The 22,219-nt window shown below is 71.3% G+C and carries 20 protein-coding genes; 11 read left to right on the top strand and 9 right to left on the bottom strand.

Annotation, left to right across the window (positions count from 1 at the left end):
* From C8K30_RS19010 to C8K30_RS19000, 3 genes are all read right to left on the bottom strand, one after another.
* Positions 1-967 (bottom strand): cache domain-containing protein (locus C8K30_RS19010; RefSeq protein WP_158281055.1); only part of this gene is annotated, 967 nt, incomplete at its 3' end.
* A 280-nt stretch (positions 968-1,247) separates the two neighbouring features.
* Positions 1,248-2,027 carry an EAL domain-containing protein gene (locus tag C8K30_RS19005; RefSeq protein ID WP_146197527.1) on the bottom strand — a complete coding sequence of 260 codons (780 nt, stop codon included), beginning with the start codon at positions 2,025-2,027 and terminating at the stop codon, positions 1,248-1,250.
* A 14-nt stretch (positions 2,028-2,041) separates the two neighbouring features.
* Positions 2,042-4,114 carry a glycosyltransferase gene (locus C8K30_RS19000; protein WP_233257304.1) on the bottom strand — a complete coding sequence of 691 codons (2,073 nt, stop codon included), beginning with the start codon at positions 4,112-4,114 and terminating at the stop codon, positions 2,042-2,044.
* A 356-nt stretch (positions 4,115-4,470) separates the two neighbouring features.
* Between C8K30_RS19000 and C8K30_RS18995 the strand changes: the two genes are divergently transcribed.
* Complete coding sequence (locus C8K30_RS18995; RefSeq protein ID WP_108494482.1) at positions 4,471-6,579, top strand: M3 family metallopeptidase; 2,109 nt, start codon at positions 4,471-4,473, stop codon at positions 6,577-6,579.
* 292 nt (positions 6,580-6,871) lie between these two features.
* On the top strand, positions 6,872-8,209 hold the full coding sequence (locus C8K30_RS18990; protein ID WP_233257283.1) for a M20/M25/M40 family metallo-hydrolase: 1,338 nt from the start codon (positions 6,872-6,874) through the stop codon (positions 8,207-8,209).
* Between the two features lie 69 nt (positions 8,210-8,278).
* On the opposite strand, the gene C8K30_RS18985 is transcribed toward C8K30_RS18990, so the two are convergent.
* On the bottom strand, positions 8,279-8,506 hold the full coding sequence (locus C8K30_RS18985; protein ID WP_108494480.1) for a DUF5703 family protein: 228 nt from the start codon (positions 8,504-8,506) through the stop codon (positions 8,279-8,281).
* A gap of 117 nt (positions 8,507-8,623) precedes the next feature.
* Here C8K30_RS18985 and C8K30_RS30740 point away from each other — a divergent pair, with 117 nt between their 5' ends.
* Complete coding sequence (locus C8K30_RS30740; RefSeq protein ID WP_132234139.1) at positions 8,624-8,947, top strand: primosomal protein; 324 nt, start codon at positions 8,624-8,626, stop codon at positions 8,945-8,947.
* Positions 8,948-8,984: 37 nt separating this feature from the next.
* Here C8K30_RS30740 and C8K30_RS18975 read toward each other — a convergent pair whose 3' ends face one another.
* Positions 8,985-9,959, bottom strand: coding sequence for an aldo/keto reductase (locus C8K30_RS18975; RefSeq protein WP_108494478.1), 975 nt, complete (start codon positions 9,957-9,959; stop codon positions 8,985-8,987).
* 68 nt (positions 9,960-10,027) lie between these two features.
* On the opposite strand from C8K30_RS18975, the gene C8K30_RS18970 reads away from it, so the two are divergent.
* From C8K30_RS18970 to C8K30_RS18950, 5 genes are all read left to right on the top strand, one after another.
* Positions 10,028-10,948: an undecaprenyl-diphosphate phosphatase gene (locus C8K30_RS18970; protein ID WP_108494477.1), complete on the top strand. Its 921-nt coding sequence runs from the start codon at positions 10,028-10,030 to the stop codon at positions 10,946-10,948.
* A 63-nt stretch (positions 10,949-11,011) separates the two neighbouring features.
* Positions 11,012-12,319, top strand: a complete 1,308-nt coding sequence (gene mshC, locus C8K30_RS18965) for a cysteine--1-D-myo-inosityl 2-amino-2-deoxy-alpha-D-glucopyranoside ligase (protein ID WP_108494476.1) — start codon at positions 11,012-11,014, stop codon at positions 12,317-12,319.
* Positions 12,320-12,430: 111 nt separating this feature from the next.
* Complete coding sequence (locus C8K30_RS18960; RefSeq protein ID WP_108494475.1) at positions 12,431-12,646, top strand: hypothetical protein; 216 nt, start codon at positions 12,431-12,433, stop codon at positions 12,644-12,646.
* 138 nt (positions 12,647-12,784) lie between these two features.
* Positions 12,785-14,362: a serine/threonine-protein kinase gene (locus C8K30_RS18955; RefSeq protein WP_199230571.1), complete on the top strand. Its 1,578-nt coding sequence runs from the start codon at positions 12,785-12,787 to the stop codon at positions 14,360-14,362.
* Between the two features lie 84 nt (positions 14,363-14,446).
* A complete protein-coding gene (locus C8K30_RS18950; protein ID WP_108494474.1) occupies positions 14,447-15,994 on the top strand; it encodes a serine/threonine-protein kinase in 1,548 nt (515 codons plus the stop codon).
* Positions 15,995-16,019: 25 nt separating this feature from the next.
* Here C8K30_RS18950 and C8K30_RS18945 read toward each other — a convergent pair whose 3' ends face one another.
* A complete protein-coding gene (locus tag C8K30_RS18945) occupies positions 16,020-16,898 on the bottom strand; it encodes a PAC2 family protein (protein ID WP_108494473.1) in 879 nt (292 codons plus the stop codon).
* 105 nt (positions 16,899-17,003) lie between these two features.
* Positions 17,004-17,291, bottom strand: a complete 288-nt coding sequence (locus tag C8K30_RS18940; protein WP_108494472.1) for a hypothetical protein — start codon at positions 17,289-17,291, stop codon at positions 17,004-17,006.
* 131 nt (positions 17,292-17,422) lie between these two features.
* On the opposite strand from C8K30_RS18940, the gene C8K30_RS18935 reads away from it, so the two are divergent.
* On the top strand, positions 17,423-18,184 hold the full coding sequence (locus tag C8K30_RS18935; protein WP_146197526.1) for a helix-turn-helix domain-containing protein: 762 nt from the start codon (positions 17,423-17,425) through the stop codon (positions 18,182-18,184).
* Positions 18,184-18,657: an NUDIX hydrolase gene (locus tag C8K30_RS18930; RefSeq protein ID WP_108494682.1), complete on the top strand. Its 474-nt coding sequence runs from the start codon at positions 18,184-18,186 to the stop codon at positions 18,655-18,657. Before C8K30_RS18935 ends, C8K30_RS18930 begins: the two co-directional genes overlap by 1 nt.
* 15 nt (positions 18,658-18,672) lie before the next feature.
* Here C8K30_RS18930 and C8K30_RS18925 read toward each other — a convergent pair whose 3' ends face one another.
* Together C8K30_RS18925 and C8K30_RS18920 are read right to left on the bottom strand one after the other, a co-directional pair.
* Positions 18,673-19,230, bottom strand: a complete 558-nt coding sequence (locus C8K30_RS18925) for an HD domain-containing protein (RefSeq protein ID WP_108494470.1) — start codon at positions 19,228-19,230, stop codon at positions 18,673-18,675.
* A 100-nt stretch (positions 19,231-19,330) separates the two neighbouring features.
* Positions 19,331-19,732, bottom strand: a complete 402-nt coding sequence (locus C8K30_RS18920) for a hypothetical protein (protein WP_108494469.1) — start codon at positions 19,730-19,732, stop codon at positions 19,331-19,333.
* Between the two features lie 190 nt (positions 19,733-19,922).
* Between C8K30_RS18920 and C8K30_RS18915 the strand changes: the two genes are divergently transcribed.
* Positions 19,923-22,187 carry a hypothetical protein gene (locus C8K30_RS18915; RefSeq protein ID WP_108494468.1) on the top strand — a complete coding sequence of 755 codons (2,265 nt, stop codon included), beginning with the start codon at positions 19,923-19,925 and terminating at the stop codon, positions 22,185-22,187.
* Positions 22,188-22,219: the final 32 nt, after the last annotated feature.

The raw sequence follows: 22,219 nt of genomic DNA, 5'->3' as shown, positions 1-22,219 counted from the left end.
CTCCGGCGCTCTGCTCGGTGGTGGTCGCCGCCAGCTCGTCCGAGGATGCCGACAGCTCCGTGGCCGCCGAGTTCACCTCCACCCCCGCAGCCGTGGTCCTGGCGGCCAGTCCCCTGAGGTTCCGCGCCTCGCGGACGCCGAAGAGGAGTGCGGCTCCGACCGCGAGGAGAGTTCCGACGGCCAGCAGGGCGATGGCGTACTGGCGCTGGGTGGTGACGGGGGCGAGCAGGGCGTCGGCGTGGACCTCGGCGACGATGGTCCAGCTAAGGTCCTCGACCAGGTCGTATCCGGCGATGACGTCGTGGCCCTCGAGATCGGTGAAACGCGCGACGCCGGGCCGGCCGGTGCTGGCCGCTTCCTGGGTGGCGGCGTTCTCGACGGTGGTGCTCAGGGCGCCGGCGGCCAGCATCGCGGCCTCGTCGGTATCCTGACCCATGTCCTCGCTGCTGTAGACCAGACGATTCTGGGAGTCCACAGCGATGACCTCTGCCAGCTCCAGCTCGAGCAGGTCGGCCAGGCGCGCCGGATCGAGGGTGCCGATCACGATGGCCTGCGGGTTGCCGTCCGGGCCGAGCACGGGTTGCGCCATGACCCACTCGATGTGATCGCCCCGCCGGACCGGCGAGGTCAGGACCGGCTGACCCTCGGCGGCGCGGGCGAACCACTCCTGCTCGGCAGGATCGGTGACACCGCCGGTTCCGCTGGTCGACAGCACCTGGCCGTCCAGGTCGGTGACCTGGATCAGGGTGAAGTTGCCGCCGGTCTCGGCGACCTGCGCCATCACGGACCGGGCCTCTTCGCCGGTCGGGTCGTCGGCGTTGGCGTCGGCGGCGGTCGCGGCGAGCACGGTCAGGCTCTGGCGCCGTTCGGACAGCCAGTCCTGCACCTTCAGCGAGACCTCACGTGCGACGCTCTGCCCAGTCTGCTCGGCCGCGACGGTCAGGCTGTGCGTTGCCGAGGTGGTCAACAACACCGCCATCCCGAACATCACCGGCAACGAGACCAACAACATCGCCACCATCAAGCGGTAGCGATACGGCAGTCGTCGACGCCGTGAAAGTCGGGTAGTCATTATGTTGCCCGCCCCCCTGCTGCAGCGATTGACTCGGGCAATTACGACTGTCCGGACCTTTCGTTGGTCATCACAGAATGGCTGCCCCTCAACAGCATGGCACAGCGTCGAAGAAAGCGTCAGATATGGGGGCGGCGCCGCTCATTCGGCAGATAGTCGGCATTTCTCTGGACGCTCACGGTGGTGGCAGCCTTGGGGCGGGCCATTGGCCTTCGAGCTCGGCCGAGGTCATCGGCCGGCCCAGGGCAAAGCCCTGAGCGAACTCGACCCCGAGCACTCGGAGCAGCTCGAGCTGCTCCAGGTGCTCGACTCCTTCCGCCACCACGGAGAAGCCGCAGGCATGGATGGTCTCCACCATCGACCGAAAGAGCTCGCGCGTCGTGACGGTGCTGACGTCGAGGTAGCTCTGGTCGATCTTCACGATGTCTATCGGGAGCCGGGTCAGCTGCTCGACCGTGCTGTACTTCGTACCGAAGTCGTCCAGGGCGAGCGCGATCCCCAGGCGCCGCAGCTCGCGGAGGTGCGCCACGGCGGGCCCGTCGCCGACCGGCACGCTCTCGGTGATCTCGAGGACGAGCCGGCCCGGATCGACACCGCTGCGGCGCAGGGCGGTCGCCACGTCGTCCAGGACGCGTGAGGAGTTGATGTGCCTGCCGGAGAGGTTGACCGCGAAAGTCAGGTCGTGATCACCGACCGCGTGGCCCCAGGCGGCAATCTGTTCCGTCGCCCTGTTCAGCACCCACGCGTCGAGGTCGCAGATCAGGTCGGACGTCTCGGCTGCGGGGACGAACTCTCCCGGAGGGACCAGCCCCGTTCCCGGTCGTTCCCACCGCACGAGCGCTTCGAACCCTTCGAGGGTCCCCGTCCGCACCCGGATGACCGGCTGGTAGTGCAGCACGAGCTCGTTGTGGTCGACAGCGTGTGCGATCGCAGCCTCAAGGTCCGAGATGTCCATGAACACCCCGTGGGTCAGCGACCGTCGCCGACAGGGTCGGCGGGACTGTGCTCGGCGATGAGGATGCCGAGCGCACGCGAGACCCGGCGCCGCTCCGTGACAGCGACGGCGGGCACCCCCGGAGGAACGCTGTCGAGCGCCCCCGGTGGCGTGTGGAAGAGCCACATCGACATGATGCGGAACGCGGCCCAGTCGCCGTCCGCCACCCGCATCGAGATGATCTCGTCGCCGTCGTCCGTTCGGGTGCTGCGGACCGCGGTGAGCTGCACGGGCGCGGCTCCAGGAAGGTGCAGCGTGACCGCGGGGCCGGACGGCGCCGACCCCCGGGGAAACCGTACGGCGGCCCCGCCGACGGAGATGTCCACGAGATCACCGTAGCCGCCGTCGGTCAGCACTCTTGCGCGCACCGCTATCCGGTGCGCGTCGCGGCGTGAGGTCGCGTAGGCGGGCGCCATGACCCGGACGGTGCCGTAGACCAGGCCGATCCCGGCCAGCAGGAGCCAGATCCCCGATGCCAGCGTCGCGCCGGCGGTCGCACGCCAGGGAACCCAGCCCAGTACGCCGGCCAGCGCGTAGAACAGCACCGTGAAGACGACCACGATCAGCACGATCACGACGCGCGGTGGGCGACCTCGTCGTCGCTGGTCGGCTCCCGCCTTGGGGGTCACCGCGAACTGGAGGTTCCGTCGCGTCGTCAGCCACCACAGGCACGAGAAGCCCACGGGGATGCGGAAGATCCGCAGTGCGAATGCCGTCGGAAGGTGCATGTGGTGCCGGAACAGCTGTCGCACCCCCCAGATCCGCAGCACGAACATCGTCAGGAAGACGGCGGCGAAGACTCCTGGACCAGCGGTCGACGTCTGGGCACCGCTGAGCAGGATCACGGCGGGGAGCAGGAACACCGCGACCGTGATGACCCCTTCCAGCCACCACACGGTCCCGCTGAGGTACTCGAAGTAGTTGCGCCACGACAGCCATCTCTTGGCGGCCCACAGCCGCTCCTTGGCGAGCACCTGCATGGAGCCCAGGCCCCACCGGGTCCGCTGCAGGAGGTACTGCTCCGGGGTCGCGGGCGCCAGTCCCACGGCCAGGGTCTGACCGTGGTAGACGGTCTTCCATCCGGCGCGGATGAGGCCGAGGGTCGTGTGCATGTCCTCGACGATCGTGTCGGTGGCGATCCCGCCGACCTCACGAAGTGCGCGCACGCGGAGCAGGGACGTGGAACCGCACCAGAACGGGCCGGCGTTGTCGTGGTTCCGGGCCGCCATCAGGACGTGGAAGAAGACGCCCTGTTCACCGGTGACCCCGTCGTCGTCGAACGCCCCGGAGTTGTAGAACGTCTGGGGTCCCTGGACGAGCGCGATGGCGGGATCGTCGAACCACCCAAGCGTGGCGGTCAGGAACGTCGGCAGCGGCACGTGGTCGCAGTCCAGTACGGCGATGATGTCGACGTCGGGGCTTCCGGCCGCGGCTTCCCGCGCCATGAGGTCGAGCGTGTGGTTGAGGTTGCCGGCCTTGGCGTGGTCATGGACCGGCCGGCGGACGTACCGGGCACCGAGCTCCCAGCACATCTCCTCGACCCAGTCGCGGTCACCGTCGTCGAGCACCCAGGTCTCGTGCGCGGGTTCGAGTGCGCAGGCCGCCGCGATCGTGGGCGCGATGACTTCCACGGGCTCGTCGTAGGTGGGTATCAGGACCGCCACCCTCATCCCGGGAGGAAGCTCGCTCACGGGCTCCGGGGCGTGGCAGTCGATGTTCCACAGCGTCACGATACGGATCGTCAGCCACAGGACGGGAACTGCCTCGAAGCAGACCAGTATCCACGCCGCCGCCTCGTCCCATCCTCCGGTGGGCATCGTGAAGGTGACCCGCCACCACAGGTACGCCAGGAGGGCCCCTACCGAGACGAGGCCCCCGACCCTGGCAAGCCTGCGGCGAAGCGGCGACTCGGGCCGAGGGGCTCCGAGCAGGAATGCCCAGCCGGCCAGATTGCTCCCAGGAGCAGTCGAGACCGCGGGTCTCTGCGCCCCGTTGACACGCGCTTCCGGGAAGGAGCGGGCGCCGGGTGATTCACCGGATGAGTTCATCACGCGCGTCTCCTCAAGAAAGGCAATTGCTTCCACGGTAGACGAGAAGTGACCGGAAGGTCGGCGCGACCATGTTCCGCAGAATTCAGCACTTGAACCAGCGTGAGCCATTTCCGCACGTTTTAAGGTGTTGCGTTCGGCTGGCCGTCTCGCGGCATCGGACCGGCGCAATACAGGAAACAACCGGGGCTCGATCGCGACGGGCGGCTCGGCCCACCAGTCATCTCGTCAGCCCTCTCGGCGGCGGCGGGCTCCGGGGCGACCGGCACGTCCAGCATCAACCGGACGTGCTGCTCGACGCACCTTGGTGCGTCGATACCCCAGAAGCTCACCGATCTATGAGTGAAGATATCCGGATGACCTCCGTGAGCGACACCACCACCGAGGGCGGGCGCGCCGTCCTCGACCCGGCCAACCCCTTCGCCGCCCCGTCCGGCCTCCCGTACGGGCTGCCCGACTTCTCCGCGATCCGTGAGGAGCACTACGAGCCCGCGATCGTCGCGGGCATGGCGGCGCACCGCGCCGAGGTCGAGGCGATCGCCACCGACCCGCGGCCCGCGACTGTCGAGAACACCCTGGAGGCGCTGGAACGCGCCGGCCAGCTCCTGGACCGGGCGGCGACGGCGTTCTACAACCAGCTGCCCTCGGACTCCACGCCCGGCCTCGAGGACATCCAGGAGCGCCTCGCCCCGCTGTTCGCCGCCCACCAGGACGCGATCCTGATGGACGCGCGCCTCCACGCGCGCGTGAAGTCCCTGGCCGACGCCGCCGCGGCACGCACCCTCGACCTCGAGCCCGACACCGCGTACCTGCTCGAGCGGCTCATGACGCAGTTCAAGCGGTCCGGAATCGCGCTGCCCGAGGCGGACCAGGCCACGCTGCGCGACCTCAACGCGCGGATCACCTCGCTGGAGGCGAGCTTCGGGCGCAAGCTCCTGGCCGGGGCCAACGAGGCGAGCGTGCTCGTGACCGAAGAGGCCGAGCTCGCCGGGCTCTCCCGGGACGCAAAGGCCGGCGCCCGGGCCGCCGCCGAGGCGCGCGGCCAGGAGGGCTGGCTCCTGGAGATGCAGCTCTTCACCCACCAGAACGTGCTGGCCTCCCTGGAGAACCCCGCCACCCGCGAACGCGTGCAGCAGGCATCGATGGCCCGCGGTGCCACCGGCGGTGAGACGGACACCCGCGAGGTGCTCCTCGAGCTGGCCCGGGTGCGGGCGGAGCAGGCGCAGCTGCTCGGCTACGAGCACCACGCCGCGTACATCGCGGCGGACGCGACGGCAGGCACCACGGCCGCCGTCAACCAGATGCTCGGGCGCCTGGCGCCCGCCGCCGTCGCCAACGCGAAGCGGGAGGCGAGCGAGCTCGCGAAGGTGAGCGGGACGCCGTCGGGCAGCGTGGCCGCCGCCGACTGGTCCTACCTCAACGAGGCGGTGCGCAAGGAGCGGTTCAACCTGGACGACGCCGCCCTGCGCCCCTACCTCGAGCTCGAGCGCGTGGTGCGCGACGGGGTGTTCCGGGCGGCCGGCCTGCTGTTCGGGCTCTCCTTCGTGGAGCGCCGCGACCTGCCGGGATACCACCCGGACGTGCGGGTCTTCGAGGTGTTCGACGCGCCCGAGCCGGGGGAGCCGGACACCGGGCTCGGCCTGTTCCTCGCCGACTGGTACACCCGCGAGTCGAAGCGCGGCGGGGCCTGGATGGACAGCCTCGTGACCCAGAGCAGCCTGCTGGGCCAGCGGCCCGTGGTGGTCAACAACCTGAACATCGTCAAGCCGCCGGCGGGCGAGCCGACACTGCTCGTGTGGGACGAGGTAACCACCCTCTTCCACGAGTTCGGGCACGCGCTGCACGGGCTGCTCAGCGACGTGCGCTACCCCTCGCAGGCGGGCACGTCCGTGCCGCGCGACTTCGTGGAGTACCCGTCGCAGGTCAACGAGATGTGGTCGTGGGAGCCGGAGATCCTGAGGTCGTTCGCGGTGCACCACGCCACCGGTGAGCCGATGCCGTCCGAGTGGGTCGACACCATGGTCGCCTCCCGCATCTGGGGCGAAGGCTTCGCGACGACGGAGTACCTCGCCGCCGCGCTGCTCGACCAGGCGTGGCACCAGCTCGCGCCGTCGGATGTGCCGACGTCGGTCGAGGACGTGCTGCCCTTCGAGGCGGCGGCGCTCGCCGCAGCCGGGGTCGACTTCGAGTCCGTGCCGCCGCGCTACCGCACCACCTACTTCAACCACGCCTTCGGCGGCGGGTACTCGGCCGGGTACTACTCGTACATCTGGTCCGAGGTGCTCGACGCCGAGACCGTCGAGTGGTACGCCGAGAACGGCGGGCTGACCCGGGAGAACGGCGAGGCGTTCCGCCGCAAGCTGCTCGCCCGCGGCGGGTCGCAGGACCCGCTGGCGTCGTTCGAGGACCTGCGGGGCCGGCCCGCGGAGATCACGCCGCTCCTGACCCGCCGCGGCCTGGCCTAGCCACCACCCCGGGCGGCTTTGCCGAACCGCACGTTACGCGCGTGTCGTGAGGTGCGAGGCGGCGCCGAACCGCCCCTTACGTGTCATCGACGGCCCCGAACCGAAGGCCGCGGGTCCTCCGACGCCGGTGTGGACTCGCAGCCTTCGGTTCGGGGCCGTCGATGGTATGAAAGTTGCGGTTGGGTGCCGGAGGGCCGGCGCCTGGACACGTCAGTTGCGGTTCGGTGTTCGACCAGCGAGATAGTGTCCGGCGGGGGCCGGGCGCGTTACGCGGGCCGGATACCGTGGGGCCGTGACTGAGACTGTTCCGACCCCCACGCCCGTGCCCACTGCCGCTGACGAGGTCATCCGGATCTGTCAGGAGCTGATCCGGATCGACACGTCGAACTACGGCGACAACGAGGGCCCGGGGGAGCGCGCCGCCGCCGAGTACGTGATGGAGCTGCTGCACGAGGTCGGGCTGGAGCCCGAGCTGTTCGAGTCCAGCCCGGGGCGCGCGTCCGTAGTCGTGCGGCTGGAGGGGCAGGACTCGAGCCGGCCCGCGCTCGTGCTGCACGGGCACCTCGACGTGGTGCCGGCGGCGAAGGACGACTGGAGCGTGGACCCGTTCGGCGCCGAGCTGACGGACGGGCTGCTGTGGGGCCGCGGCGCCGTCGACATGAAGGACATGGACGCCATGATCCTGGCCGTCGTGCGGCAGATGGTGCGGGAGGGGCGCAAGCCCGCGCGCGACGTCGTGGTCGCGTTCTTCGCCGACGAGGAGGCGGGCGGCGTGTACGGCGCCCAGTGGGCCGTGAACAACCGGCCCGAGCTGTTCGAGGGCGCCACCGAGGCGATCTCCGAGGTGGGCGGCTACTCGGTCGAGATCGGCGGCAAGCGTGCCTACCTCCTGCAGACGGCGGAGAAGGGAATCGCCTGGCTGCGCCTGATCGCCGACGGACGCGCCGGCCACGGCTCGCAGGTCAACGAGGACAACGCGGTGACCGAGATCGCCGCGGCCGTCGCCCGGATCGGGCAGCACGCCTGGCCGTACACGATCACGCCCACCGTGGACGCGCTGCTCCGCGGCGTCGGCGACCTCACGGGGCTGCCCGTGGACCACGACGACCCCGCCACCATCGACGAGCTGGTGGCAGCGCTCGGCCCGGCGGCGAAGTTCGTGGGCGCCACCGTCCGCAACACGTCCAACCCGACCCAGCTCGAGGCCGGCTACAAGGCGAACGTGATCCCCGGCCGCGCCGAGGCGACGCTGGACGTGCGGCTCCTGCCCGGCCAGGAGGAGGCGGGCATGGCGACGCTGCGCGAGCTGGCCGGCCCCCGCGTGCGGATCGAGCCGATCCACCTGGACACGGCGCTCGAGGTGCCGTTCAGCGGCTCCCTGGTCGACGCAATGGTCGCCGCGCTCGACGCGGAGGACCCGGGGGCGACCGTGCTGCCCTACACACTGTCGGGCGGCACGGACAACAAGTCGCTGCACCGGCTCGGGATCACGGGGTACGGCTTCGCGCCGCTGCAGCTGACAAACGACCTCGACTTCGCCGGGATGTTCCACGGCGTGGACGAGCGGGTGCCGACCGAGGCCCTGAAGTTCGGCACCCGGGTGCTGGACCGCCTGCTGGCAACCTGCTGACCGGTTAGCCGTTGAGCGTGGGATCCTCGCCCGGGGCGCAGACGGGGCGAGGATCCCGCCCTCAACGGCTCAGAGCGGCTCAGAGAGCGTCGAGGAGACCTTGATGATCTTTCGGCGGAGCCAGACCTTGCGTCTGCCGCCGATATAGAGGAGGGTCCTTGCCAGTTCCCAACGGCCGTACTCGGCCTCGTCGGTGAGCACCTTGCGGGCATCCGGCACGGTGGTGTCCGGGTCGAACGTCAGTACGCGGTACTCGTACTGACTGTGCTTGCGGAACAAGGAGCCGTCTCTCGCCATCTGATGCACCGTCCTCGGGTCGCGGGTGAGGTCAGTTTATGCCGGTTTCATTGCAGACCGGTGACAGCAACAAATTTCGTCTGCCCATTGTGGCTCATGGGGCGCTACCTTCAACCTATGACCGTTGAACCGCGTGCCGCGCTCGATCGCCTCGTAGCCGCACTCGAGGCCCACCATCACGCGGTCGCCACTCGCCGGAGTGACGACGACCCCGCAGTCGACGACGCCTACGACGTGCTCGCCGACGCTTACGAGGTGTACGAGGACTCCTTGGCAACGGTGTTCGGCGAGGTGACGCCGTTCTACCTCGCCGACGAGATCGATGAGGACGACGACGAGGACGACGAGGACGAGGACCTCGAAGACATCGACTTCGACGACGACCTGGGCGACGTCGAAGAGGTGGAGGAGGACCAGCCGCAGCCTGCGCAGCAGCGCTGACCAGGCACGGTCAGGGGAACGGTCACCAGCGTCACGGTCACCAGCGTTCCGGGTAGCCGATCTCGGGGGCGGAGACGTCGTCGAGCGCGGCGTGCACCTCGTACGGCAGCTCCAGGGTCACGGCTTCCAGAGACGAGCGGAGCTGGGCGGGCGTCCGCGCGCCCACGATCGCCGACGCGACGCCCTCGCGCTCCAGGAGCCACGCGATCGCAACCTCCCCGGCGCTGCGGCCCAGCCCCTCGGCCGCGGTCGCCACAGCCTCGACGACGGCGGACGCCGGACCCTCCAGGTACGGCTGGACAAAACCGGCCAGCGCGCCCGCTGCCCGCGAGTCCGCGGGGATGGCGCGCCGGTACTTCCCCGTGAGCACGCCGCGCCCCAGCGGGGACCAGGCGAGCAGCCCGGCACCGAGGGCATCGGCGGCGGGGACGACGTCGCGCTCCACGCCGCGCTGCAGCAGGGAGTACTCAAGCTCGACGGCGGCCAGGCCGACGTCGGGCTCCAGGAGCGTCGCCACGCGTGCCGTGGCCCAGCCCGGGTGGTTGCTCAGCCCCACGTACCGGGCGCGGCCGCTGGTCACGGCGATGCGCAGCGCGTTGCAGGTCTCCTCGAGCGACGTGTTCGGGTCGGGGCAGGCCACCAGGAACAGGTCCACATGGTCGGTGCCCATGCGCACCAGCGACTCGTCGAGGCTGTCGAGCAGGGCGCCGCGGGAGGCGTCCACCACCCGGCCCGCCCCGCCGTCGGGCCGCGACTCGGAACGGATGCCCGCCTTGGTGGCGAGGACCACCTCGCTGCGCGACACCTTGCCCGACAGGAGGGTGCCGATGACCCGCTCGGCGTCGCCGTCGGCGTAGCTGGCGGCGGTGTCGACCAGGGTGCCGCCCGCGTCGAGGAAGTCCCGTACCTGCTCGGCCGCGTCGATCTCGTCGGTGTCGCGGCCCCATGTCATGGTTCCGAGCCCGAGTTCGGAGACCCGCAGGCCCGACCTGCCCACCCGGCGTCGTTCCATGTGCGGCAGGCTACCTGCGGCTGCTGCGGGTGCGTCAGGAGGCGCGCCGTGGGGTAGTGTCACCGCCCGTGACTGCGTGGGAAGCGATCCTTCTGGGCTTGGTTCAGGGCCTGACCGAGTTCCTGCCGATCTCGTCGTCGGCGCACCTGCGGATCGTCGGTGAGCTGATCGGGTCGAGCGACCCTGGCGCGGCCTTCACCGCCATCACGCAGATCGGCACCGAGGCCGCGGTGATCATCTACTACCGCAAGAAGATCGGGACGATCCTCGTCGCCTGGTTCAAGGCGCTGACCGGAGCGAACGGCAAGGGCTGGCGGGCCCGCGCCGGCCTGGGGCCGCGGCCCGGCTCCGTCGACGTGCGGCACAGCCGCCCCGGCGTCACCGCGAACCACGACGCCGCGATGGGCTGGTACATCATCCTCGGCTCGATCCCGATCGTGGCGCTCGGGCTCCTGTTCGAGGACTACATCGAGACGACGCTCCGCAACCTCTGGCTCACGGTCTTCACGCTCACGTTCTTCGGGATCCTCCTCCTCCTGGCCGACATCTTCGGCCGCCAGGAGCGTGAGCTGACGACGCTGACCGGGCGCAGCGCCATCACCTTCGGCCTGGCCCAGGCGCTGGCCCTCGTGCCGGGCGTCTCGCGCTCCGGCGGCACCATCACGGCCGGCCTGGCCATGGGCTTCACCCGGAAGGCCGCCGCGGACTACTCGTTCCTCCTGGCGCTGCCCGCGGTGCTCGGCTCGGGCTTCTACCAGCTGTTCAAGACGCTGGGCGAGCCGCTGCCCGCAGGGTCACCCGGCTGGGGCGCCACGATCATCGCGACGATCGTCGCGTTCGGCGTCGGCTACGCGGTGATCATCGGCTTCCTCAAGATCATCGGGAACTACTCCTACAAGCCCTTCGTGTACTACCGGTTCGTGCTCGCGGCAGTTGTCGTGTGGCTGCTGATGTCGGGCACCATCAACGCGACGGGCGGCGTCGCGTAGAACACATGCTTGAGGCCCTGACGTGGTCGGGGAGTGTCATTGGTGGCGGTTATCGTTGGTCGCGTGCACGCCTGGCCCACACCTCAAGTCCCGCAGCTCCCCGGCTTTCCCGCGCCCGCCCCGGTGCGGGTCCACGACTCGTCCACGGGTGAGCTCGTCGAGGCGGCGCCGGGGCCGCAGGCCCGGCTGTACGCGTGCGGCATCACCCCGTACGACGCCACCCACATCGGGCACGCGAACACCTACGTAGCGTTCGACCTGCTGGTGCGCGCCTGGCGCGACGCGGGCAAGGACGTCGTCTACGCCTCGAACGTGACCGACGTCGACGACCCGCTGCTGGAGCGCGCGGCCGCGACCGGCGTGGACTGGCGCGAGCTCGCGGCGTCCCAGACGGCGCTGTTCTGCGAGGACATGACGGCGCTCGGCGTCGTGCCGCCGGCGACGTGGACCGGTGCCGTGGAGTCGGTCCCCGACGTCGCGCGGGCCGTGGCGGACCTGGTCGAGTCCGGTGCGGCCTACCGCGTACCGCTCGAGCCGGGCGCCGGCGGCTCGACGCCGGAGCTGGGCGACGTCTATGCGGACCTCACCGCGGACCCGCGCTTCGGCACGGTCGCGCACCTCGACCGCGAGGAGGCGCTGGCCACCTTCGCCGAGCGCGGCGGAGACCCCGGCCGCGAGGGCAAGAAGGACCCGCTGGACCCGCTGCTCTGGCGCCGCGAGCGTCCGGGCGAGCCCGCGTGGGACGGCGGCAAGCTCGGCAGCGGCCGCCCGGGCTGGCACATCGAGTGCGCGGTGATCGCGCGCGATGGGCTCGGCCTGGCGGCCGGGGAGCGGTTCGACGTGCAGGGTGGCGGCTCGGACCTGCTGTTCCCGCACCACGAGATGTCGACGTCGCACCTGCGGGTGCTGTGTCCGGGGCCCGAGGGTGAGCCAGCCGGCGCCCGCACGCACGTGCACGCGGGCCTGGTCGCCTACCAGGGCGAGAAGATGAGCAAGTCGCTCGGCAACCTGGTGCTGGTGTCGCGCCTGCGCGATGCCGGGCACGACCCGATGGCGATCCGGCTGGCCCTGCTGGCCCACCACTACCGCACCGAGTGGGAGTGGGACGAGACCTCGCTGCCGGCGGGCGAGGCGCGGCTCGTGCGATGGCGCGACGCGGTGTCCGGGAACGGCGGCCCGTCCGCCGACGCGACCCTGGCCGCGGTCCGCGCGGCGCTGGCCGACGACCTCGACGCACCGGCCGCGCTGGCCGCCGTCGACGCCTGGGCGGACCTGTCCCTGGCGCCGTCGCGGGATACGTCCGCCGACGAGGAGGGCGCCCCCGGGATCATGGCCCGCACGGTGAATGCCCTGCTCGGAGTGCGTCTCTGACCTCTTGACGGCCCGGTTTCCGTCAGGTAGGCGAGAGCCATGGCATGCGCTTGCCAGGTTAGTTTTGACCCCTGCTTCCGTTTGCATTTAACCCGGTGCAGGATGGGGAGCATGACGGAGTACGAGGAAGACTTCACGGGCGAGACCCGGGTCACCGTCACGACGACGCCCCGGTGCAGCACGCGATATCGCGTCGTACGCAACGGACCGGGATACGCGCCGGTCTACGACCGCGTCGAGGACGCCGCACGGTGCCTCGAGACTTGGGTGGGCTTCCACGGGCCGGACGCCGGAGTGCGGATCGAGCCCATCTCGAACAGCGCGTGAACGTCACGCCGAACCGGATCGCAGAGGCCTGAGCCCACGAGGGCTCGGGCCTCTGTGCTGAGCACGAAGTTGCGGTAGCCTCCCTACTCTCTGAGGGCGATTTGGCCCAAATGTACAGTCGCTGGGGGGCGGGGCATCGTGGTGGAGTCGGCTGCCGAGGGCGTGCGCACGGTCGGTCCCTACCGGCTGGAGACCCGCCTCGGCGGCGGCGGCATGGGCGAGGTCTTCCTGTCCCGCACCCGCGCCGGCCGTCCGGTGGCGGTCAAGGTGGCGTGGCCCAACGTGGCCGAGGACCCGGAGTTCCGGGCGCGGTTCGTGAGCGAGGTCGAGGCCGCCCGCCGCGTCGGCGGGTATCACACGGCTCCGGTCATCGACGCGAACCCGCACGCAGACCGGCCCTGGATGGCCACGGAGTACGTGCCGGGCCCGTCCCTCCACGAAGCGGTCGACGCGCACGGGCCGCTGTCCATGGAGCTGGTCCGGCTGCTGGGCGCGGGCCTGGCCGAGGGGCTGGCGGCGATCCACGAGGCCGGCCTCGTGCACCGCGACCTCAAGCCGGCGAACGTCCTCCTGGCGGAGGACGGGCCACGGGTGATCGACTTCGGGATCAGCCGGGCGCTCGACGCGACGACTGCCGTCACCCGGGCTGGGACCACGATGGGCACCCCGGCGTACATGTCGCCCGAGCAGGCGCGCGGGCAGCAGACGACGCCGGCGTCGGACGTCTTCGCCCTGGGCTGCGTGCTCGGCTTCGCCGCGACCGGTCGCACGCTCTTCGGGACGGGCCGCACCCAGGCCGTCCTGTACCGGGTCATGCACGAGGACGTGGACCTGGACGACGTCCCGGCAGGCCTCGCGCCGCTGATCGCGGCGTGCCTGGCCAAGGAGGCCGGAGAACGCCCGACCATCCCGGACGTCCTGGCGCAGCTCGCGAGCCGGAGCGGCCAGGGCGCGCGCTGGCTGCTCCCGCCCGACATCGCGGCCATGGCGCGGCAGCGGAGCGAGGCGGCCCGCATACCGGTGGTCACCGTGGACGTCCCGGACGCGACTCAGCCTGACCCGGACCCGACACGCTCGCACGACACCGTGCTGTCCGCGGCCCCGGCCCCGGTCCCGGCGCCTGATCCGGCTCCGGTGCCCGCGACCGTGCCGCGTGGCCGGGTGCTCGCCTGGGTGGGTGTCGGGGCTGCGGTAGTGGTGCTCGCGGTGTCGGGGGTGCTCGTCTTCCGCGCGCTCACCGACTGGTACGCGGCGGTCCTGGCCGGCCCGACGGTCTCGGAGCCGGAGACCAGTGCGTGGCCGACGCCGACGCCGTCGGCCACTCCTGAGAGCAGCGCTACCCCGTTCGACTCCGCGAGCCAGCTCGCCCGGCATGTGATCGAGGTCGAGGTGTCCGGCGCCAGCCCGGACGAGCCGGTGCGCCTCATCTACACGGGACTGCTCGACGTCGGACCGACGGACAAGATCGAGACCGAGGTGTTCGGCCGCGAGGACGACGACTGGATCGACGCCACATCCGACTGGGAGGAGCGGCTGCTGGTGGACGGCGCACTCATCGAGCTGCACCTCTTCGCCGAGGGCACGTCCGACGACCTCACCTGCCGGATCACCTTCGACGGCGACGTCGTGTCCGAGGAGACCAGGTCGCTCGACGACGGGACCCGCTGCTCCGTGACCGACCAGAACTACCAGGACCTGCTGGACGAGGACACGTAACCGGCGACGCCCGGAACCACGGGCCCGCCCGGAACCTGCGGTGGCCTACAGCGACCAGGAAGACCAGAGAGAGGAACAGGACAAGTGCTGAGCGAGCTGCGTGCTGACGACCCGACCGAGGTGGGCCCGTTTCGCCTGGAGGCCCGGCTCGGCAGCGGCGAGATGGGCGACGTCTTCCTGGGCCGGTCCGCCGGCGGGCGGCCCGTTGCGGTCAAGGTGGTCTCGGCCCCGCTCGCCGCGGATGCCCCGTTCCGCCGGCAGTTCGCCCGCGAGGTCGCGGCGGCCCGGCGCGTCGACGGTCTCTACACCGCCCGGGTGGTGGATGCCCGGACCGACGGCGAGCACCCGTGGGTCGCCACCGCCTACATCCCTGGGCCCACGCTGCGGGAGGCGGTCGCGGAGGGTCCGCTCCCGGCCGCCGCCGTCGGCCGGCTCGCCACGGGTCTGCTCGAAGGCCTGGCGTCGATCCACGGAGCGCAGGTGGTGCACCGCAACCTCACGCCGGACAACGTGATCCTCGCGGCCGACGGGCCCCGGGTGATCGACTTCGGCCTCGCCCGCGCGCTGGAGCACACCTCGACCGCGACCATCGTCTCCGACCCCGGCACGGACACCGTCGCCTTCATGTCCCCCGAGCAGGTGCTGGGCGGGGCGGTGACACCGGCGAGCGACGTCTTCTCCCTGGGCTGCGTGCTCCACTTCGCCGCCGTCGGGAGCAGCCCGTTCGGCGGGGGCACGCCCGAGGACACCATGTCCCAGATCCTGCACGGGGAGCCCGACCTGAGCAGGCTGCCCAGCGCGCTGGCCCGGCCCGTCGCAAGCTGCCTCGAGCGGGACCCCGGCGCGCGCCCGTCGGTCTCCACCCTGCTCAACCGGTTCACGTCGGACGATCCGGCGTCGGACCAGTGGCTTCCGGAAGCGGTGTCGGAGATGGTCACGGAGCTCGCCGCGGCGACGGAGCCGCAGGAGGCCGCCGCCACTCCGGCCGCCGCCCCGGCCCCGCAGCCCGTGCCGACGGCGGAGCGTTGGCGCCCGTCGCGCCGCCTGGTGCTGGGCGCTGTCGCGGCGGTCGCCGCGATCGGGCTCGTCATCGGCGGGGTGGCCACCCTGACGGCCCTGACCGGGGACGACGCGCCGCCGGAGTACGCGCAGGGCGGCGACGGCGGTGGCGGCGGAGCTTCCGGCGACGACGGTGGGTCCGCCGAGCTGCACACGATCGTGCTGGAGGCGTTCTACGAGAACTCTGACGCCGAGGGCCTGCCGCTCGGCGTGACCTACACCGGGTTCCACGACTCGAACACGTATGCCTTCAGCAACCAGGACCCCGACGCTTCGGAGGTCGAGCTTGTCGAGGTCCAGCCGCCGTGGTCCGAGACCATCGAGTTCGAGGGCCCGCTGGACTCGTTCACGCTGGGCGTCATGTCCGGTCAGCCGATCACCAGCGAGCTCGGCTTCACGTGCAGGGTCACGCTCGACGGCGAGGTTCTCGTCGAGGCCACGGACTCCATCAGCATGGCGACCTGCGACGCGCACTATCTGCGCGACGACGATGACCTGCCGACGATGCTGCTGTCCAGCGGGGACACCTGCAAGGGGGCCCTGATCCGCAACCCGCCCAGCTGCGACGACTAGGGAGTTGGCCAGGGATGGCGAGGGATCAGAGCTTCTCCGGCCCGCTGTCCTTGCCGCCACTGTCCCGACGGCGCAGGTACCGCTCGAACTCTCGCGCGATCGCGTCGCCGGACGCCTCGGGGAGCTCGGCGGTGTCCTTCGCCTCCTCGAGCTGGGCCACGTACTCGGAGATCTCCGAGTCCTCGGACGCCAGCTCGTCCACGCCGTGCTGCCACGCGGCGGCGTCGTCGGGCAGCTCGCCCATCGGGACCGACTCGCCGAGGATCTCCTCCACGCGCGTGAGGATCGCGAGCGTCGCCTTGGGCGACGGCGGGTTGGCCACATAATGGGGCACGGCCGCCCACAGGCTCACCGACTGCAGGTTGCGCTGGGCGGCCTCGTGCTGCAGCACGCCCACGATCCCGGTCGGGCCCTGGTAGGTGTTGGCGTCGATGTCGAGCACGGACTGCAGGCCCACGCTGTCCGACGTCGCGGTCATCGGGATAGGTCGCGTGTGCGGCACGTCGGCCAGGAGCGCGCCAAGCGTGATCACGGTCCGCACCCCCAGCTCGTCCGCGACCTGGAGCAGCTCCTCGCAGTACTTGCGCCAGCGCATCGACGGCTCGACGCCGTGCACCAGCACCACCTTGCGCTCGCCCACCTGGGCCACCGACACGGTCGTCGTGGGCCAGGTGATGGACCGTTTGCCGTCGTCGTCCAGCGAGATGTACGGCCGGTTGACCTGGAAGTCGTGGAACTCCTCGGGGTCGAGCTCGGTCACTTTCTCGGCGCCCCACACCTCGGCCAGGTGCGTGAGCGCCGTCGTTGCGGCACTCCCCGCGTCGTTCCAACCTTCGAAGGCAGCGAGGAGCACGGTCTGGCGAGGCGAGGCCTGCTCCTGCTGCTCGTGATGCGCGTCGGTCATCCCCCCACCCTAGGGTGTGAGGCGCTCCGTGTGGCCAGGGGCACCGGCGCGTTCGCGGACGGGCGAATCGGCTGGTCAGTGTCGGTGCGGAAGCGCCCGCCGAGGTCAGAGCGCCGGCACGCCGGCCCGCAGCGCACCGCGGACCTGCACCTCGACGCCTCGCCAGGTGCCGGTCCACAGCGTGTAGCCGGGGTCCAGCATGCGCTGGTCGATGGCGTGGTCGAGGCCCAGCGCACGAGCGATCGTCTCGCCGTCGTCGAGGTGCCAGGGCTGCAGGCACACCCGTTCGGGCGTGACGGTGAGGACCTCGATCCAGTCCGTGCGAACGTGGCGCAGCAGATCGATGACATCGCCAAGACGTTCGGTGACCGACTGCGACGCGATGGGATTCACGAGACTCTCCAGAACACGGGTCGGGCAGGGGCACTGGCTCGATACCACTGTGCGCCGAGGACATGGGACGTGCCATCGGCAGCGGCCGGGACGTTTCGGTGATAGATACGTCCCTAGGGGGTGAATGACACGTGAGGAATCAACGACTGGTCGCAGCGATGAGCCAGGCCGGCCTGAGCCAGGTACGGCTCGCGGCCGCCGTCGGCGTGGACCCGAAGACCGTGGAGCGGTGGGTGGCCCAGGGCCGCACGCCGCACCCGCGTCATCGTGTCGCGGTGTCCGACGCGCTGGGCTGCGACGTCGCCGCGCTTTGGGGCGACGTCGACCGGGCCGAGGCCGCCGCGCAGGAGATCGTGGGCGTCTACCCGGCGCGGCGCGCCGTGCCGTCCGGGACCTGGCGCGCCTTCCTGGCGGGCGTGGAGCAGCGGTTCGAGCTGCACGCGTTCGCGGCGACGTTCCTGCCCGACCAGACCCTCGACCTGACGACCGAGATCGTCAACATGGCGGCTCGCGGCGTGCAGGTGCGGCTGCTGCTGGGTGACCCGGAGAGCGACGCGGTGACGGTCCGCACCCAGGAGGAGGGCGGCACGGGCCTCGCGGGGCGGATCGCGCTGGTGCTCGCCTACCTGGCGCCCGCGCTCGGCACCCCGGGCATCGAGGTGCGGCTGCACGACCGCACCCTGTACGCCACGACCTTCCGGTTCGACGACGACCTGCTGGTCAACACCCACGTGTGGGGCTCGCCCGCCGGGGCCAACCCGCTGCTGCACCTCAAGGACGGCCCGGAGGCCTCGATGGCGCCCGCCTACCAGGCGGGGTTCGAGCGGGTGTGGAGCGCCGCGGCGCCGTTGTCGGCCTGGCCCCGGACGGAGGACCCGGGAAGGGTGGCGTGATGGTTCGGATCGACTACTTCGACGACCCGACCGCGCCGCCCGTGAACTCCGTGGTTCCTTCGGTCACGGTTGCCGTGCGCGACGACGTCGGACGTCTGCTGCTCATCCATCGGACCGACAACGACCTCTGGGCCCTGCCCGGCGGGGGCATAGACCCGGGGGAGACCGTGCGCCAGGCGGGCGTCCGGGAGACCGAGGAGGAGACCGGGTACCGCGTGCGGATCACGGGCCTGATCGGGATCTACACCGACCCCCGGCACGTGATCGTCTACTCGGACGGCGAGGTCCGGGCCCAGTTCTCCATCTGCATGCGCGGCACGGTCACCGGCGGGACCGCTCGGACCTCGGGGGAGTCCAGCGAGGTGGTGTGGCAGCAGGTCGACCGGCTCGGCGAGCTGGAGATCCACCCCTCGATGCGGCTGCGTATCGATCACGCGGTGGACTCGTCGCGGACGGAGCCGTTCCTCACGTGAGCTTGTCCAGCCGGTCTACCCGAGCCGGTCCTCGACGGCGGACACGATCCGCCGCAGGTACGGCTCCGCGTGGCGCATGCTGCGCGAGACCAGGTGGCCGGGCGGGTAGCGGTCGTAGATGCGGCCGAACCGCTCGTCCACGGTGACGGTCCCGCCCTGGGCCGAGGTGGTCATGTCGCAGTAGGTGAGCAGGTCCAGCAGCTCGCTGTCCGACGGCGCGGGGAACTCGTCCCGCAGCGTCGTGTCGAAGCCCCTCGCGGCCGCCTCGACGACGGCCGCCGTGTGGTGCGCGACGAGGCTCGTCAGGTCGTCCGGAGCGCCGAGGCGGCGCAGGTAGCGAGCGCCGTCGAGCTGGTGCAGCCCGGTGTCGCAGGCGGCCGCGGCGTAGCCGACGTCGTGCAGGTACGCCGCCGAGACGAGCAGGTCCGGCTGGCCCAGCGCCCCCGCGACCTGCTCCGCGCGCCGGCCGACGCCGACCGAGTGGGCGAGGCGGTCGGCGCCGGGCTCGAAGAGCCCGCCCAGCAGTGCCTGAGCGCCCGCCGGACCCAGCTCCCGCGGGGTGGTTCCATGCATCGGTTCACCGTAGAGCGCACGGCCGTGCGCTGCGCGGCGTGTCGTGAAAGCTGCGGTCAGAGAGGGTGTGCTGGTCTGCATCCTTGCTCTCCCGTCGTCGTCAGAGCTCGGGGCGGCCCTTCGCTATCCACTCGCGAACTATCGCCGTCGCGCGGTGGTGGCCGGCGAGCGCGGCCTCCCGTGTCGGGTGCATCTCCGCGTGCTGCTCGGTGCAGTCCAGGAGCTCGTCCTCGGAGAGCACGCCGTCCGGGTCGAGCCGTTCGACGAAGACCATCGTCTCGTAGATCAGCGGAGTGTGGTCGTCGTCGTCGTCGAGTGCGGCGGCGGAGTCGATCCCGGTCCAGACCGTCGACACGTGGTAGATCCCGATGTGGTCGCGTGCGACGTGGGCGCCCCCGGCCCCGAGGCGCAGCACCGACCACTGATCCTGGGTGATCGGGTTGCCGTCGAGGTCGTAGTACATCCGCTGCGAGAGTCGCTCGAAGAAATCGGGTCCGAACACGGTCTGTTTCCTCCTCGTCGGGTGCTGCGGGGGGCCGGCGGAGACCGCCGGCCGAGAGCCAGCATCACTCAGGACGTCGTGACGCGCGCGGCAGGGATGTGGGTTGCGCCAGTTTGTTGGACCGGCGCGTTTTCCCAGCGTGCCGGACCAAGCCTCCGTTATCGTCACAGACCGTGACCTGGGGGATGCCGTGAGAGCGACGCTCGAGCAACTCACCGCCGTCGTGAGCGAGCTGGCCGGTCGCGGTGCCGCCGGGGCCCGCCCCGCCGGCCTGAATGCCTGGCGGACCCAGGACTGGCACGCCGTCCTGCGCGACATCCCGCTCGACGAGCGCGCCTACGCCGACCGGTTCCAGGTCTCGCGGCAGCGGGAGATCGAGGAGCTGTGGCGCTGGTGGTCCGAGCCCGCCGACGCGCGCTCCCTGGAGCCGCGGACCGTGGGGTTTCTCGGGTTCTACCTGCTCACCCTGGTCGCCATGCACTGCTCGGACCGGATGCGGTTCCACGGTGACGCGCCGTGGGACGTCGCGGTGGCGGGGGCGACGGCGGAGGACCTGAGCAAGGCCCTCGTGGCCGACCCGGACGTGCAGCGCTCCATCGCCGCCCTCCACGACCCGGACGCGTCCCGGGGCTCAGCGGCGTCGGCCGAGACCAGGGCGGAGTGGGCAGCGCTCGACATCACGAGCCTCGAGTTCTACCGGCACGGCACGACGTCGATCATCCTCACCGGTCGGGTCGCCGCGCCGTCCCGGGGCCAGACCGCGACCTTCGCCCTGAAGTGCCTCATCCACCCCTACCTCACGATCCCCGCGATCGTGGGCGCGACCCGGGGCTACCTCGCCGAGCACGGGCGGCTCGACGCCGAGGTGAGCTCCCCGGCGGTGCCCGTCTGGGCGAGCCACGACAGCTGGATCCTCATGGACCTCGTCCGCGGCCGGACGCTCGGCGAGCACCTGGCGTACCGCGCCGCCGGGCGGCCGGCCCCGCCCGCACGGGAGATCCTCCGCCCGGTCGACACGGCGGCCCTGCGGGAGCTGGGCGGCGCGCTGCTCACCGCGCTGGCCGACCTCGAGCGGGACGGGCGGCGGCACGACGACCTCACGCCGTCCAACATCATCGTGGAGGTCGAGGAGCTCGGCCGGCTCCGGCTGCGGTTCGTCGACCTGGGCGTCAACCATCTGCACACCCGGTCCATCACCGGGCAGGTCCAGGGCGACGGGGCGTACGTGGCGCCCGAGGTGCGCCGCGACGGCGTCGGGCATCCGCGGGCCGACCTCTACTCCCTGGGCGCCCTGCTCATCACCATCGCCGGGATCCCGCACAGCGCCGACGGCACCGTCCCCGACCAGTTCTACGTGGCGTCGGTCGGGCTCGCCCGGCTCCTGGAGGACCTGACGGACGCCGATCCGCGGCGGCGCCTCCTGGTGGTCCCGGTCGATCCCGCCGCCGCCAGGTTCGAGCAGATCGGGCGCGTGTTCGGGGACGAGGTGGCGATCCTCGAGCAGGACGGCCGGGAGCGCCCGCGGGGCCGGCTGCAGGGGCTGCGCGACCTTTCGCCCGGTGCCGGGACGGTGGCCCGCCAGCGGCGCATGCTGCAGGTGCGCAGCGGCCAGGCGCGGGATGCCACGGGCGTCGCGCACCTGCTGCAGGCGCGCCGGCTCCGCCGGTGGGCGTGGCTCTGCGCGGTGCTCCTGTGGTGCGGTACCGCGCTGGTCGTGACCTGGTGGTCGCGCGACTTCGGGCTGTCCTGGCAGGCGAAGTGGTTCGAGGTGGCGGACGAGGTGTTCGACCGGTCCGGGTCGGGCCTGGGTTTCCTCGACGACATCCGGGCCGACGACTACCCCATACCGGACCCGCTGGGGAACCTTCCGGTGCGCCTCGTGACGCTGACGTTCGCGCTGGTCAGCGCCCGGCTCTACCTCAACGTCTTCGCGGACCTGAGCACCACATGGGCGACGCCGCCGGGCGGGACGCCGCGCGTGCGGGCGGTGGTCGCGGAGGTCGGGCTGCGCTCCCTCGCGGTCCTGCCGGCGGTCTACGTGGTGCTGCCGACGCTCGTACAGCGGGACTGGTGGCCCCTGTTCACGCTGATCGGGATCGTCACGGTGGCCGGGGTGGTCCAGGCCTGCCTCTGGTTCGCGCGCGACGCGAACGCCCGTGCCCGCGCGGTGGGGCTGTCCTCGGTGCCGCGGGGCGAGATCGCGACCCTGGAGCGGCTGGCGGCGTGGCAGCCGACCGTTGCCGTCTACCTGATCCCGATCGTTGTGATCGGCACGCTGCTGTCCCTGGGGCTGCTGCAGGACGTGCTGGTCTACGCGTGCTTCGTCAGCCTGATCAACGTGGGCATCTTCTACCTGAAGAGCGCGGGGACGGACGCGCCCTACATCCGGGCGGGGCTGAGCCGGGCCGTCCTGGCGGCGGAGCGGCTGGAGCACCTGGGGCGCACGAGGGTCTGACAGGCGGCGCGAGATCCGGGACTTTTTCCTGT

Origin of the sequence: Promicromonospora sp. AC04 (assembly GCF_003058225.1) — a bacterium.
Classification (GTDB): Bacteria; Actinomycetota; Actinomycetes; order Actinomycetales; family Cellulomonadaceae; genus Promicromonospora.
The sequence above is the reverse complement of the archived record's forward strand: the minus strand, read 5'-3'. Positions and strand labels throughout refer to the sequence as shown.

What these genes read in the sequence shown, in the direction of transcription:
- C8K30_RS18930 (WP_108494682.1), top strand. Translation starts at nt 18,184, where the DNA reads ATGGTTCGGATCGACTACTTCGACGACCCGACCGCGCCGCCCGTGAAC.
- C8K30_RS18995 (WP_108494482.1), top strand. Translation starts at nt 4,471, where the DNA reads ATGACCTCCGTGAGCGACACCACCACCGAGGGCGGGCGCGCCGTCCTC.
- C8K30_RS18925 (WP_108494470.1), bottom strand. Translation starts at nt 19,230, where the DNA reads ATGCATGGAACCACCCCGCGGGAGCTGGGTCCGGCGGGCGCTCAGGCA.
- C8K30_RS18975 (WP_108494478.1), bottom strand. Translation starts at nt 9,959, where the DNA reads ATGGAACGACGCCGGGTGGGCAGGTCGGGCCTGCGGGTCTCCGAACTC.
- C8K30_RS18985 (WP_108494480.1), bottom strand. Translation starts at nt 8,506, where the DNA reads ATGGCGAGAGACGGCTCCTTGTTCCGCAAGCACAGTCAGTACGAGTAC.
- C8K30_RS19000 (WP_233257304.1), bottom strand. Translation starts at nt 4,114, where the DNA reads ATGAACTCATCCGGTGAATCACCCGGCGCCCGCTCCTTCCCGGAAGCG.
- C8K30_RS18945 (WP_108494473.1), bottom strand. Translation starts at nt 16,898, where the DNA reads ATGACCGACGCGCATCACGAGCAGCAGGAGCAGGCCTCGCCTCGCCAG.
- C8K30_RS30740 (WP_132234139.1), top strand. Translation starts at nt 8,624, where the DNA reads ATGACCGTTGAACCGCGTGCCGCGCTCGATCGCCTCGTAGCCGCACTC.
- C8K30_RS19005 (WP_146197527.1), bottom strand. Translation starts at nt 2,027, where the DNA reads ATGGACATCTCGGACCTTGAGGCTGCGATCGCACACGCTGTCGACCAC.
- C8K30_RS18960 (WP_108494475.1), top strand. Translation starts at nt 12,431, where the DNA reads ATGACGGAGTACGAGGAAGACTTCACGGGCGAGACCCGGGTCACCGTC.